Origin of the sequence: Salmonella sp. 2020_1459 (genome assembly GCF_043847915.1) — a bacterium.
Classification (GTDB): domain Bacteria; phylum Pseudomonadota; class Gammaproteobacteria; order Enterobacterales; family Enterobacteriaceae; genus Salmonella; species Salmonella enterica.
The window spans coordinates 56,484-69,615 of sequence record NZ_JBCMFA010000010.1 but is presented as its reverse complement, the minus strand read 5'-3'; the positions used below and the strand labels follow the sequence as shown (position 1 = coordinate 69,615).

At 54.8% G+C, this 13,132-nt stretch carries 11 protein-coding genes; 3 read left to right on the top strand and 8 right to left on the bottom strand.

All coding sequences use genetic code 11. From position 1 onward, the window contains the following. Window positions 1-66: 66 nt before the first annotated feature. Window positions 67-828 carry a uridine phosphorylase gene (udp, locus tag ACH0VJ_RS21455; RefSeq protein WP_000045169.1) on the bottom strand — a complete coding sequence of 254 codons (762 nt, stop codon included), beginning with the start codon at window positions 826-828 and terminating at the stop codon, window positions 67-69. Between the two features lie 258 nt (window positions 829-1,086). On the opposite strand from udp, the gene ACH0VJ_RS21450 reads away from it, so the two are divergent. Further along, complete coding sequence (locus ACH0VJ_RS21450) at window positions 1,087-1,899, top strand: dienelactone hydrolase family protein (protein ID WP_000213959.1); 813 nt, start codon at window positions 1,087-1,089, stop codon at window positions 1,897-1,899. Window positions 1,900-1,978: 79 nt separating this feature from the next. On the opposite strand, the gene ACH0VJ_RS21445 is transcribed toward ACH0VJ_RS21450, so the two are convergent. After that, window positions 1,979-3,322 carry an anaerobic sulfatase maturase gene (locus tag ACH0VJ_RS21445; RefSeq protein WP_000017944.1) on the bottom strand — a complete coding sequence of 448 codons (1,344 nt, stop codon included), beginning with the start codon at window positions 3,320-3,322 and terminating at the stop codon, window positions 1,979-1,981. A 334-nt stretch (window positions 3,323-3,656) separates the two neighbouring features. Beyond that, on the bottom strand, window positions 3,657-5,921 hold the full coding sequence (gene metE, locus ACH0VJ_RS21440; protein ID WP_000154179.1) for a 5-methyltetrahydropteroyltriglutamate--homocysteine S-methyltransferase: 2,265 nt from the start codon (window positions 5,919-5,921) through the stop codon (window positions 3,657-3,659). 235 nt (window positions 5,922-6,156) lie between these two features. On the opposite strand from metE, the gene metR reads away from it, so the two are divergent. Next, complete coding sequence (gene metR, locus ACH0VJ_RS21435; protein WP_000569786.1) at window positions 6,157-7,110, top strand: HTH-type transcriptional regulator MetR; 954 nt, start codon at window positions 6,157-6,159, stop codon at window positions 7,108-7,110. On the opposite strand, the gene ACH0VJ_RS21430 is transcribed toward metR, so the two are convergent. The 3 genes from ACH0VJ_RS21430 to pldB all read right to left on the bottom strand — a co-directional run bounded on the left by ACH0VJ_RS21430 (window position 6,998) and on the right by pldB (window position 9,810). Next, window positions 6,998-7,897, bottom strand: coding sequence for a carboxylate/amino acid/amine transporter (locus tag ACH0VJ_RS21430; RefSeq protein ID WP_001196254.1), 900 nt, complete (start codon window positions 7,895-7,897; stop codon window positions 6,998-7,000). The two genes, metR and ACH0VJ_RS21430, sit on opposite strands and share 113 nt — an antisense overlap. An 80-nt stretch (window positions 7,898-7,977) precedes the next feature. Continuing rightward, window positions 7,978-8,778 carry a sugar/pyridoxal phosphate phosphatase YigL gene (yigL, locus tag ACH0VJ_RS21425; protein WP_000285338.1) on the bottom strand — a complete coding sequence of 267 codons (801 nt, stop codon included), beginning with the start codon at window positions 8,776-8,778 and terminating at the stop codon, window positions 7,978-7,980. Window positions 8,779-8,793: 15 nt separating this feature from the next. Further along, window positions 8,794-9,810: a lysophospholipase L2 gene (pldB, locus tag ACH0VJ_RS21420; protein ID WP_000487685.1), complete on the bottom strand. Its 1,017-nt coding sequence runs from the start codon at window positions 9,808-9,810 to the stop codon at window positions 8,794-8,796. A gap of 110 nt (window positions 9,811-9,920) precedes the next feature. Here pldB and rhtB point away from each other — a divergent pair, with 110 nt between their 5' ends. Continuing rightward, window positions 9,921-10,541, top strand: a complete 621-nt coding sequence (gene rhtB, locus ACH0VJ_RS21415) for a homoserine/homoserine lactone efflux protein (protein ID WP_000142528.1) — start codon at window positions 9,921-9,923, stop codon at window positions 10,539-10,541. A 39-nt stretch (window positions 10,542-10,580) separates the two neighbouring features. Here the strand turns inward: rhtB and rhtC are convergent, their stop codons facing one another. Together rhtC and recQ are read right to left on the bottom strand one after the other, a co-directional pair. Beyond that, on the bottom strand, window positions 10,581-11,201 hold the full coding sequence (gene rhtC, locus ACH0VJ_RS21410) for a threonine export protein RhtC (RefSeq protein ID WP_000980080.1): 621 nt from the start codon (window positions 11,199-11,201) through the stop codon (window positions 10,581-10,583). 63 nt (window positions 11,202-11,264) lie between these two features. Further along, window positions 11,265-13,094 (bottom strand): ATP-dependent DNA helicase RecQ, encoded by a 1,830-nt coding sequence (recQ, locus tag ACH0VJ_RS21405; protein WP_001526553.1) that lies wholly within the window; start codon window positions 13,092-13,094, stop codon window positions 11,265-11,267. Window positions 13,095-13,132 lie beyond the last annotated feature (38 nt).

Sequence of the window (13,132 nt, the reverse complement as noted above, 5' to 3'; positions counted from 1 at the left end):
TTTCCTGCGAGGCGCCACGCAAAAAGAAAAGGCCGAACGCGTCGGCCTTTGCAAAAGAGAGGAGAATTACAGCAGACGACGGGCCGCTTCCACGACGATTTTCACCGCGTGGCTTTCAGTTTGTTTCATCGTTTCCGCATTCGGAATCTCTTGTTGGGTACGGTTGACGATAACACCCGCCACCATACCTGCGCGTAACCCCTGGCTTGCGCACATGGTTAACAGCGTAGCGGATTCCATTTCGTAGTTCATTACGCCCATCGCCTGCCACTCTTCCATAGAGCCTTTGAAGCGACGCACAACGCGGCCAGAATAGGTGTCGTAACGTTCCTGACCCGGATAGAAAGTGTCGGAAGAGGCGGTTACGCCAACGTGAGTCGTGGCGCCAATCGATTTCGCGGCTTCAACCAGCGCAGTGGTGCAGGCAAAGTCGGCAACCGCCGGGAATTCCATCGGCGCAAAATGCAGGCTCGCCCCATCCAGACGAACGGATGCGGTCGTTACCAGAACGTCGCCGACGTTAATGTGCGGCTGAATAGCCCCCGTGGTGCCGATACGCAAGAAGGTACGAATACCCAGTTGCGCCAGTTCTTCCACGGCAATAGAGGTAGACGGGCCGCCGATACCGGTAGAGCAAACGATAACTGCTTTGCCATCCAGCTCAGCGCGCCAGGAGGTGAATTCGCGGTGAGATGCCAGCTTAACCGGCTTATCCATCAGCGCGGCGATCTTTTCCACACGCTCAGGATCGCCAGGGACGATGGCGAGCTGGGCCCCTTGTAAATCGTTTTTGGTGAGGCCGAGATGAAAAACATCAGACTTGGACATATGAAACTCCTCTGTGAATCGGGTTTGTCAGAAGAAGCAAAAAGACACTTTACCTAAGGCATAAAGATATTTTCGTGACAGCCATCACTATGGCGTAAAACAATTGCACTCGATTACCATTAAAAAGTGATGCACATCACAATAAATAATCAATATCGCCAGGCATTGCACAAAAGATAGCCGCTTTAAGGCAATGTGGTTTGTTACACACTGTCTATAGTTAAGATTGCGCTATTTTTTAAGGGTACGGAGAATACCATGACAACGACACATCCATCCGGCTTTGCACCTGCAGCTTCCCCACTTGCCCCTACGATGATTCATACGCCTGATGGGGCCATTAGCGCGGGGATAACGTCGATTCCCTCTCAGGGCGACGATATGCCAGCCTATTACGCCAGACCAAAAGCGAGCGACGGCGCGCTGCCTGTGGTCATTGTGGTACAGGAAATTTTTGGCGTACATGAACACATTCGCGATATTTGCCGACGACTGGCGCTGGAAGGCTATCTCGCTATCGCGCCGGAGCTCTATTTCCGCGAAGGCGACCCCAATGATTTCGCCGATATACCCACATTATTGAGCGGGCTGGTAGCTAAAGTACCCGATTCGCAAGTCCTTGCCGACCTGGATCACGTCGCCAGTTGGGCTTCGCGCAACGGCGGGGATGCGCATCGGCTGATGATCACCGGTTTTTGTTGGGGAGGCCGAATTACCTGGCTGTACGCCGCGCACAACCCTCAGTTAAAAGCGGCGGTAGCGTGGTACGGCAAGCTGGTGGGCGACACGTCACTCAATTCGCCGAAGCATCCCGTTGACATCGCCACCGATCTTAACGCGCCGGTACTGGGTTTATACGGCGGGCAGGATACCAGTATTCCACAGGAGAGCGTGGAAACCATGCGTCAGGCGCTACGCGCCGCTAATGCGAAGGCGGAAATCGTGGTCTATCCCGATGCAGGGCACGCGTTTAATGCCGATTATCGTCCGGGCTACCACGAAGCCTCGGCGAAAGACGGCTGGCAAAGAATGCTGGAATGGTTCGCGCAGTACGGTGGGAAAAAAGGCTAACCACAGCGCATTACGATGTTTGTTGGGCCTACGAGACCGGAGTCGGTGTAGGCTCAACAAAGCGTCATCGCCACGTTAGCTATGCTTTACCACAGCATTTTTTATATTTTTTGCCGCTGCCGCAGGGACAGAGATGGTTACGACTGACGGCTCCTGTGTCTTTACGCGCGTCCTGCGCCAGCCAGCGCATGATCGATGCCATCGGATAGCCTTGCGCCAGCAGCTCCCGCCAGACATTCATATACGGCGTAACGTGCTGGAAAAAATGCTTATAGCCCGCACACAAGTAATTATGCGCAGGATGACCGGACGGCGAGACGGCAAAGCGATGCTTCGGACAGCCGCCATGACACGCAAAGCGGTAGTCACAGCGACGACAATCGGCGGTCAGGGTCTCCCGCTTGGCCTCGCCAAACGCAATAGCCCGCTCGCTATTATTTAAGGCTTTGATGCTGTGCTGGTGGATATTTCCCAGCAGATGCTCCGGGTAGACAAAGTGGTCGCAGTTGTAGAGATCGCCGTTCGACTCCAACGCGAAGGCATGTCCACAAGTCTCGGAATGTACACACAGTACCGGCTGCTGCGCCGTCCAGGCGGCTAACGCCACGTCAAACATCTGCACATAAACGCGGTCTACGTCGCGACGAACCCAGATATCAAAGATCTGGTTGAGAAATTCGCCATATTCCCACGACGGTACCGTCCATGGCGCCAGCGTCGCCGCGCTTTCGCCGGGCATCACCAGATTAAGTACCGATGAGTTATCGGTGCTCATTCGCTCCACCAGCGGGATAAACTGAATAAAACGCGATCCCGCCGCCAGAAGAAATTCGTAGACGTCTGCTGCATGACCGACGTTATGTTTTCCCACGACGGTTAAGGTATTAAAGTCGACATGGTGCGCTTTAAGCCGCGCCATTGCTGCGACGACCTGTTCATGAGTTCCTTTTCCAGCGCGATTAAGCCGATAGTGGTTGTGTAACGACGCCGGGCCGTCGATAGAGAGACCGATGAGAAAATGCTGTTCAGCGAAAAAGCGCGCCCACTCGTCATTCACCAGGATGCCGTTCGTCTGCAACGCATGAGTGATTTTTCGCCCATCGCCGTACTTTTCACATAATGCGACAACCCGACGGAAAAACGGTAGCCCCATCATGGTCGGTTCGCCGCCCTGCCAGGCAAAGTCAATGCGGTCGCCACTCTGCGCGGCAATATGCTGGCGTATAAACTGTTCCAGCGTCTCGTCCGACATCCGCCAGTTTTTATTGCGTTCCGGGTACAGCGCCTCTTTTTCAAGATAGAAGCAATATGTGCAATCAATATTGCAGATCGCGCCGCCGGGTTTGGCCATTACGTGACAACCTGCTACCGCCATGTCAGACATCTCCGTTAAAAAATAAGGTTCACCAGCGCCATGAGACAATGCGACGTTTATCGTCGCCAGGGAACATAACAGAATGGAAAACCTCGTTTTGTGCTATGAGAGCGCTGGGCGATCATGACAGGAAAAACGATCTGCGAGGCAATAAAAGCCGCCGCGCTGCTTCCGGGGACGCTATCCGCCTGGTTGTCATTCATACGGAGAACCTTTTTATTATCAAGATCGCCAAATAGCCAGATCCTGAAAAGGACAGCGCGGAAAATAAGAAAAAGGGAAATGAGAAGAAAGAGGCGCTGTTAATCAGGTCAGACACGGGCGCTACCCGTCAAAGGGTAGCGCCGCATTGCTGCCGGATAAACGCAGCGGCCAGGATGGGTTATTTCGCCTGACGCAGATTGTGCGCCGCTTTGACCATGTTCGCTAACGCCGCGCGGGTTTCCGGCCAACCGCGAGTTTTCAGACCGCAGTCCGGATTCACCCACAGGCGTTGTGCCGGAATACGCTGTGCCGCCTTCTTCAGCAGGGCTTCAATCCACTCGACGCTCGGCACGTTCGGCGAGTGAATATCGTACACGCCCGGCCCGATTTCGTTCGGGTAGTCGAACGCTTCGAACGACTCCAGCAACTCCATATCCGAGCGGGAGGTCTCAATGGTGATCACATCCGCGTCCAGCGCGGCGATCGAATCCATAATGTCGTTGAACTCGCAGTAACACATGTGGGTGTGGATCTGTGTTTCATCCTTCGCCACCGCCGCGTTGATGCGAAAGGCTTCCACACCCCATTCCAGATAGGCGTCCCAGTCGCTGCGACGCAGCGGTAGACCTTCGCGCAGCGCCGGTTCGTCGATCTGAATAATCCCGATCCCCGCCGCCTCCAGATCCGCGACTTCATCACGCAGCGCCAGCGCAATCTGTTTCGCAATCGTTTCGCGGGTCACGTCTTCGCGGGGGAATGACCAGCAAAGAATAGTCACCGGGCCGGTCAACATCCCTTTTACTGGCTTGTCGGTCAGCGACTGGGCATATTTCGCCCACTCCACGGTAATCGGTGCCGGACGGCTGATATCGCCAATCACTACCGGCGGTTTCACACAGCGGGAGCCATAGCTTTGCACCCAACCATTCTGGGTAAAGACGAAGCCGTCCAGATGCTCGCCGAAGTATTCCACCATGTCGTTTCGCTCGGCTTCGCCGTGTACCAGCACATCCAGCCCTAAACGCTCCTGCTCGATGATAGCCTGTTTGATATGTTCGGCGATGCCGGTGCGGTAGTTGTTCGCGTCGAGGTTGCCCTTTTTGAAGTCCAGACGCAGACCGCGAATCTCCGTGGTTTGCGGAAACGAACCGATAGTCGTCGTCGGCCAGGCGGGAAGTTTAAAGCGGGCGCGTTGCGCTTCAGCGCGCACCTCATACGGATTCTCACGCTGGCTGTCCTGCGCGGTGATCGCCGCCAGGCGTTTTTCTACCGCGGCATTATGTACGCGGCGGGAGTGACGACGAGCCTGAATCGGTGCGCTCCATTCCTCAAGCGCCGCCGTTTCGCCGCTGTTCAGCGCATCGCGCAGCAACGCCAGTTCACCGCATTTTTGCAGCGCAAAGGCAAACCAGCTTTTAACTTCCGTATCCAGACGCGTTTCGACGCTGAGATCGATCGGGCTGTGCAGCAAAGAGCAGGAGGATGCTACCCACAGCGCGCGTTTGCCCACAATGGCGTTAATCTGCGCGTATTTTTCGGTCAAATCGGCGCGCCAGACATTACGCCCGTTAATCAAGCCTGCGGAGAGCAGCCAGTCGACCGGCAGACGTTGATGCAGTTCCGCTACATCATCTTTGCCATGAATGAGGTCAACATGTAGCCCCTGTACCGGTAGCGCGATAATAGTGTCCAGGTTTGGCGTCACGCCTTCAAAATAGGTCGTCAGCAACAGCTTCACCTGGCCGGCGAGCGCGTCGTAAGCCGGTTTGAAGGCATCCAGCCACGCCTGCGGCAGTTCCAGCACCAGCGCTGGCTCATCAATTTGGACCCACTCAATACCACGTTTTGCCAGTTCAGCCAGCACGTGCTGATACACCGGCAAAATGTCTTTCAGCAACGTCAGGCGGTCAAACGGCTCGCCTTTCACTTTACCCAGCCACAGATACGTGACAGGCCCCAGCAGTACGGGTTTGATCTTATGCCCCAGCGCCAGCGCTTCGTCCACTTCCTCCAGCAACTGTGTCCAGGTGAGTCTGAACTGCTGGCCTTTGCTGAACTCGGGTACTATGTAGTGATAGTTAGTATTAAACCATTTGGTCATTTCCGCTGCCGCCGCCGGTTCGCCGGTTGGCGCGCGACCGCGGCCAATGCGGAACAGAGTGTCGATGTCCACGGAACCATCGTTGTTCTGATGACGAGCCGGCACATTGCCTAACAGCAGGCTGGTGGTCAGAACATGGTCGTACCAGGCAAAGTCGCCTACCGGTAACAGGTCAATACCCGCTTGTTTCTGCTGCTCCCAGTGACGCGCGCGCAGTTCGCGCCCCACCGCCAGTAACGCTTCACGCGTTGAGTTCCCCGCCCAGTAGCTCTCTTGCGCTTTTTTCAACTCGCGACGCAGGCCAACGCGAGGAAAACCGAGGGTATGAGTCAATATTGTCATTTTACTTCCTCTAATTATATGTAAATCCTAAGTATTTTAAATTCAGGGAAGGCGGCAAGTTTGCTCATCCCCGGGAGCTTACATCAGTAAGTGACCGGGGTGAGGAAACGCAGCCAACGCACCATCAATTTAAAAGACGACGGATTTTGGACGTCTGGATGTTTACACATCCATAATGTAAAGGTACTGTATATTCCTCAAGCGCAATTTGTTCATGGCGAAGTGAAGGACTTTCATGATCGAAATTAAACATCTGAAAACACTCCAGGCATTGCGGAATAGTGGATCGCTGGCTGCTGCTGCTGCGGTGCTGCACCAGACTCAATCCGCTCTGTCTCATCAGTTCAGCGATCTGGAACAACGCCTTGGCTTCCGCCTGTTCGTGCGTAAAAGCCAGCCGCTGCGCTTTACGCCGCAGGGGGAAGTTCTGCTGCAACTGGCAAACCAGGTGCTGCCGCAAATCAGCCGTGCGCTGCAGGCGTGCAACGAACCGCAGCAAACTCGTCTGCGCATCGCTATTGAATGTCATAGCTGTATTCAGTGGCTGACCCCGGCGCTGGAAAACTTCCGTGCAAGCTGGCCGCAGGTAGAAATGGATTTCACATCCGGCGTCACTTTTGATCCGCAACCGGCCTTGCAACAAGGCGAGCTGGATTTGGTGATGACGTCGGATATTTTGCCGCGCAGCGGGCTGCATTATTCGCCGATGTTTGATTTTGAAGTCCGACTGGTGCTGGCGCCCGACCATCCGCTGGCCAGCAAAACGCAGATTACGCCGGAAGATTTAGCCAGCGAAACGCTGTTGATTTACCCGGTGCAGCGCAGCCGACTGGATGTCTGGCGACATTTCCTGCAACCGGCGGGTATCAGTCCGCTGCTGAAAAGCGTGGATAATACGCTACTGCTGATTCAGATGGTGGCGGCCAGAATGGGTATTGCCGCCCTGCCGCACTGGGTGGTGGAAAGCGTTGAGCGCCAGGGTCTGGTGGTGACCAAAACCCTAGGCGATGGTCTGTGGAGCCGCCTGTATGCCGCCGTGCGCGATGGCGACCAGCGTCAGGCGGTGACCGAGGCGTTTATTCGCTCGACGCGGGATCACGCCTGCGATCATCTGCCGTTTGTGCGGAGCGCGGAGCGACCCATTTTCGATGCACCCACAGCGAAGCCAGGATCACAGCCGCGCCTGTAATAAAGCTTGGCCAGTGGGGCTGCTGATGCCAGATGGCAAGATTAACCAGCAGTCCTGCGGGAACATGCATGTTATTCATGATACCCAGCGTCCCGGCGTCTACCTGGGTAGCGCCATAGTTCCACATAAAGTAGCCAATGCCTGACGCCACCACGCCGAGAAACACCAGAATGCTCCATTGCAGCGTGGTTTCCGGCAGCTTTTGCGCGTTCCCCAACAGCGACCACGCCACCGCCGCCACCAAAAACGCCCCCAGATAGAACCACGCAAAGGCGTTGTGCTGCGGCATGGGACGGGTCTCCATCAGACGTTTATACCCCACCATTCCGATAGCGAAACTGATATTAGAAAGCTGCACCAGGAGCAAACCTACCCAAAAATGGTCGGTCACGCGATCGTAGCGAATAATCCCGGCGCCAATCACCGCCAGCAACGCGCTAAATGCATAGCCCCAGCGCAAACGACGCTGACTCATCACATCGTAAATCAGCGTGATATAGAGCGGCGTCAGAACGGTAAACAGCAGCAGTTCGGATACGGTCAGGTAGAGGTAAGCATGGAAGCTCAACATATACATGATGCCAAGCTGCATCGCCCCCACCAGCATATACAGGCTGATGGTTTTTAGGTTGTGCCCGCGAGAACGCAAAAACGGCAGAAAAACGAGCGCCGCCAGCCCAACGCGTATCAGCACCGCGAAATAGCTATCGACATGCCCGGCAAGATACTCGCCAAATAGACTAAAGGAGAAAGCCCACAGGATAGTGGTAATGATGAGTAGCGCCACAATGGATGTCTCTTAGAACAGGGAACACCCATTGTAGCGGAGAGTGAAGTTGACAACTGGTCAACTAACAAACAATCACATCAGCGTAAGAAAAGATCGCGCAGGTAATGCGGCACGGCGTTATCCGCGTTGATGCCGATCACCTCAAGTTCGGGATACAGGTCTTTCAGACGCTGGTGCGCATTGCCCATGATGCAGCCTTTGCCCGCCATCGTGAGCATTTCAGCGTCGTTCATTCCGTCGCCAAAGGCGATACACTCTTTCAGGCTGTACCCCATCGCCTGAGCGACCGCTTCCAGCGCATGACCTTTCGACACTCCGCCCGCCATCACTTCCAGACAGGTTAGCGTGGAGAAGCTCACGTTTACCCGATCGCCCCAGCGCGCGTTAATCGCCTGCTCCAGCGGCAACAACTTTTCATGAGTGTCGCTGGTGAAAAACACTTTGCTGACGCCCTCCGGCTCCAGCAGCGCAGGCTCAAACAGCGAATAGTTAAATACCGCCTCTTTGAAAAAACGCATTTCATCGGGGCGATGACGATTCATAAACCATTCGTCGTCGCGATAAACGTTAGTCACGATGTCCGGGTTCGCATTCACCACGCCGAACAGGTCGCTGGCAATGTCGCTGTCCAGATTATGCGTAAAAACCAAATTCCCGTCGGTATCGTGCACTCGCGCGCCGTTGGAGGTGATCATGTAAGACTTGATTTCAAGATTATCGCGGATTTGCCCTACATCGACATGATGACGACCAGTGGCAAAGACAAAATGGATGCCGCGTGCGGTCAACAGCTTCAGAGTCTCTTTGGCATAAGGGGACAACGTATGGTCGGGGGAGAGCAGCGTGCCATCTAAATCAGACGCAACAACCTGATACATAATAAAATTTAACCTCTAAGCAAAGCGATTTCCGCTGGATAAATTAGGCTTGTTGAAAAATTCAACAATGGCGTTAAGCGCGACTGAGCGCATGGCGTCCTTTTCAAAAAGGATCTCATGGTACGCGCCTTTGATAACCAGCGGTTTTCCCCCTTCACAAGGGTATCCCGCCGCGGCGCGAATTTCACAAAAACGATCGTGGGTGCGGTTATCCACTACCCGCTCTTCTTCCGCCTGAATCAGTAGCGTAGGCGTCGTGTCATCGCTCGCCCCGGCCAGTACCTGCTCACCCGCCAGAATGCCTTCGCGTACCCAATGCCAGGTGGGGCCGCCAACGCGCAGTTGCGGCTCGTCGGCATAAAATCGTAAGTTGCGCTGATAACGCTGGCGGCTGTGGGTCAGCGCATTCATCCCAAACGGCAACGCCCGCCACTGACCGGTACCAATAGCGTAATCTTCACGGATACGCTGGTGCCCCTCGGCCCAGTCGAGAATATGGCGCACCATAAAGGAAGGCAAGCGTATCACAATACCAAACATCGGCGCGGTGAGCGCAATAGCGTCGCACCGCACACGATGGCGTTGCAGGAACAGAGTGGCTATCGCGCCCCCCATTGAGTGCGCCAGGATATAACGCTTACGCCACGGCCCCGGCTCAATTTCCTGCTGCCAGAACGCCGCTAAGTCCTCAACATAATCGTTAAAATGATCAACATGACCCCGATGCGGGTCCGATAACATCCGCCCGGAGCGCCCTTGACCACGGTGGTCGATGATGAAGATATCAAAACCGAGATGAAAAAGGTCATACGCCAGTTCAGCGTATTTTACATAACTCTCAATGCGGCCAGGACAAATGACGATCGTCCGATCGTTGGAATCATTTCGAAAACGGACAAAGCGCACCGGAATGTTACCCACGCCGATAAACTCCGCCTCTTCCCGCTGACGCCAGAAATCGGTCAGCGGCCCCATAGCAAAAGCGGCAAACGCATTTTCTCTTGTTTCCCAGTCATTTTGCTGCTGAAACATCGGGTTTTCGGCCTCGTTTACCAGGTAAAATCGTTTTTTGCGTCGTGCCTGACACAACACAGCGGCAGTAGCGTATTGTGGCACAAAAACAGACAACCAGGGAGTTTCGCATGACCTTTGAATGGTGGTTCGCCTATCTACTGACCTCAACTCTGCTGAGTCTTTCTCCGGGTTCAGGCGCCATCAATACCATGACGACGTCTATCAACCATGGATATCGTGGCGCAGTGGCTTCTATCGCCGGACTCCAGACCGGGCTGGGGATACATATCGTACTGGTGGGCGTCGGACTGGGTACGCTCTTTTCGCGCTCGCTCCTCGCTTTTGAAATTCTGAAATGGGCTGGCGCGGCTTATCTTATCTGGCTGGGTATCCAGCAATGGCGCGCCGCAGGCGCTATCGATCTGCATACCCTCGCCCAGACGCAATCGCGGGGTCGGCTGTTCAAACGGGCGATATTTGTCAATCTAACCAATCCCAAAAGTATTGTCTTTCTTGCCGCCCTGTTTCCGCAATTCATCATGCCGCAGCAACCGCAACTGGCGCAGTACCTCATTCTCGGCGTCACCACGATTGTGGTGGATATGGTTGTGATGACCGGTTACGCCACACTGGCGCAGCGCATTGCCGCCTGGATTAAAGGACCAAAGCAGATGAAGGCGCTGAATAAAGCGTTTGGTTCGTTGTTTATGCTGGTAGGCGCGCTCCTGGCGTCGGCAAGACACGCGTGATAGTCGTGCCGGATGATGTTTATCCGGCCCGGAGGTAAATTAGCGCGAAATAATCAGGTGAATACCAAAGCCCGCAAACAGAGCGCCGGCAAAGCCATCAATCCATTTCGCCAGACGCTGATAGCCACGGCGCATTTTCGGCAGCGCGAACAGGCTGGCGACTACGGTAAACCAGGCCAGCGTTTCCAGGGTGATTAACGCGAAAATACCCCAGCGCGCCGCAGCGCCGACGTTATCGCCGACAAAAAGTGAAAAAACGGAACCAAAATAGATAATCGCTTTAGGATTCGACAGATTGGTCAGCAGCCCTTTGAGAAAGCTGCGCCCGCTCTGCGCCAGTTCAATGTGCGGAGAAGACGCCGCCGCATCCTGTTTTTTCAGCGCGCCGCGCAGCATCTGATAGCCCATCCAGCACAGGTACAGGCCGCCGCCTACCATAATGATCGTATGCAGCCAGGCCATTTTTTCGATGATGAGATGCAGGCCAAGCAGCGCCACGCCCGCCCATACCATCACGCCGCAGGTGATGCCCAGTACGCCCATCATCGCTTCTTTACGCGAACGGCTGACAGCAGTTTGAGACACGAAGAAAAAGTCGGGGCCGGGGCTCATTAGCGCAACGATGTGCACCATTGCCACGGTGAAAAATAGCATCATCATAAAAATGGCTCGCGGGGAAATAGTTCAGTGAGTCACCATCCTGGCACTTTTTTGCCGGGCTGACTACTCTTCGTCATCACCATCGACATGCGCGCGGATGAGCGCCATAAATTCTTTCCCGAAGCGCTCCAGTTTGCGCATCCCAACCCCGTTAACGCTTAACATCTCGCTGGCGGAAACCGGCATCTGTTCCGCCATTTCTATCAACGTGGCGTCGTTAAAGACCACATACGGCGGGATATTCTCTTCATCAGCGATAGCTTTACGCAGCTTGCGCAACTTAGCGAACAATTTGCGATCGTAATTACCGCCGAACGATTTCTGCATCACGCGGGGTTTGAGGGCGACGATGCGCGGCACCGCAAGCTTTAGCGGAACGTCTCCACGGAGTACCGGACGCGCGGCATCCGTCAACTGTAATGCGGAGTGCTGCGCAATATTTTGCATTACCAGCCCCAGATGAATGAGCTGGCGAATCACGCTCACCCAGTGCTCATGGCTCTTTTCGCGTCCCATGCCATAAACCTTGAGTTTGTCATGACCGAAATCGCGGATGCGTTGGTTATTCGCGCCGCGGATCACCTCGACAACGTAGCCCATGCCAAAACGCTGGTTAACCCGACCAATGGTAGAAAGCGCAATCTGGGCATCGTTTAAGCCATCATATTGTTTGGGCGGATCGAGACAGATATCGCAGTTGCCGCACGGTTCTTGTCGGCCTTCGCCAAAGTAATTAAGCAATACCAGGCGGCGGCAGGTTTGCGCTTCAGCAAAAGCGCCCATCGCATTCAGTTTATGCCGTTCAATATCCTGAAGCTGTCCGGCTGGTTTCTCTTCCAGACAACGACGTAGCCAGGCCATATCAGCCGGATCGTAAAATAGCATGGCTTCCGCAGGCAGTCCGTCGCGCCCGGCGCGGCCCGTTTCCTGATAGTAGGATTCAATATTGCGCGGGATATCGAAATGCACGACGAAACGTACGTTAGGTTTGTTTATGCCCATTCCAAAAGCGACGGTCGCCACCACGATTTGCAGATCGTCGCGCTGAAATTTTTCCTGCACATCGACGCGAATAGCGTTTTCCAGCCCCGCATGATAGGCCGCCGCGCTAATGCCGCGACTTTGCAAGCGCGCAGCGGTATCTTCCACTTTCGCCCGGCTGTTACAGTAGATGATACCCGATTTGCCGCGTTGCTCCTGAACATAGCGCATTAACTGGTCGAGCGGCTTAAACTTCTCCATCAGCATGTAGCGGATATTCGGTCGGTCAAAGCTACTAATCTGGATTAACGGATCGTTAAGCCCAAGCAGACGAATAATATCCTGGCGCGTGGTGTCGTCGGCGGTGGCGGTCAATGCCATAAACGGCAAAGCGGGAAAACGCTGGCGAAGCTGACCGAGCGCCGCATATTCCGGACGGAAATCATGTCCCCATTGCGAGATACAGTGCGCTTCATCCACCGCCAGCAATACCGGATTCCAGTGCGCCAGATGATCAAGAAAGTTGTCCAGCATCAGGCGTTCCGGCGCAATATACAGCAGACGAATCTGTCCGGTACGGCACCCCGCCATCACCTCAAGCTGCTGCTCGCGGCTTTGAGTGGAGTTCAGGCACGCCGCCGCCACACCGTTCGCCAGTAGCTGATCGACCTGGTCTTTCATCAACGAGATTAATGGCGAAACGACGACAGTCAACCCGTCCAGCAACAACGCGGGGATTTGATAGCACAGAGATTTGCCGCCGCCGGTGGGCATGACGACCAGACAGTCGCGACCGGAGAGCGCAGTATCAATAATCGCTTCCTGACCCGGGCGAAACTGTTGGTAGCCAAAGGTTTCCTGCAAAACCTGTTTGGCCCCTGATTCCAGATTCAACACTTCCGCCTGCGCCACATTAACCCCGTTCACCATAAATCAAAACAGGCGCTATT

Coding starts and splice junctions, on each gene's coding strand:
- udp (WP_000045169.1), bottom strand. CDS start 828: ATGTCCAAGTCTGATGTTTTTCATCTCGGCCTCACCAAAAACGATTTA.
- ACH0VJ_RS21450 (WP_000213959.1), top strand. CDS start 1,087: ATGACAACGACACATCCATCCGGCTTTGCACCTGCAGCTTCCCCACTT.
- metE (WP_000154179.1), bottom strand. CDS start 5,921: ATGACAATATTGACTCATACCCTCGGTTTTCCTCGCGTTGGCCTGCGT.
- metR (WP_000569786.1), top strand. CDS start 6,157: ATGATCGAAATTAAACATCTGAAAACACTCCAGGCATTGCGGAATAGT.
- yigL (WP_000285338.1), bottom strand. CDS start 8,778: ATGTATCAGGTTGTTGCGTCTGATTTAGATGGCACGCTGCTCTCCCCC.
- pldB (WP_000487685.1), bottom strand. CDS start 9,810: ATGTTTCAGCAGCAAAATGACTGGGAAACAAGAGAAAATGCGTTTGCC.
- rhtB (WP_000142528.1), top strand. CDS start 9,921: ATGACCTTTGAATGGTGGTTCGCCTATCTACTGACCTCAACTCTGCTG.
- rhtC (WP_000980080.1), bottom strand. CDS start 11,201: ATGATGATGCTATTTTTCACCGTGGCAATGGTGCACATCGTTGCGCTA.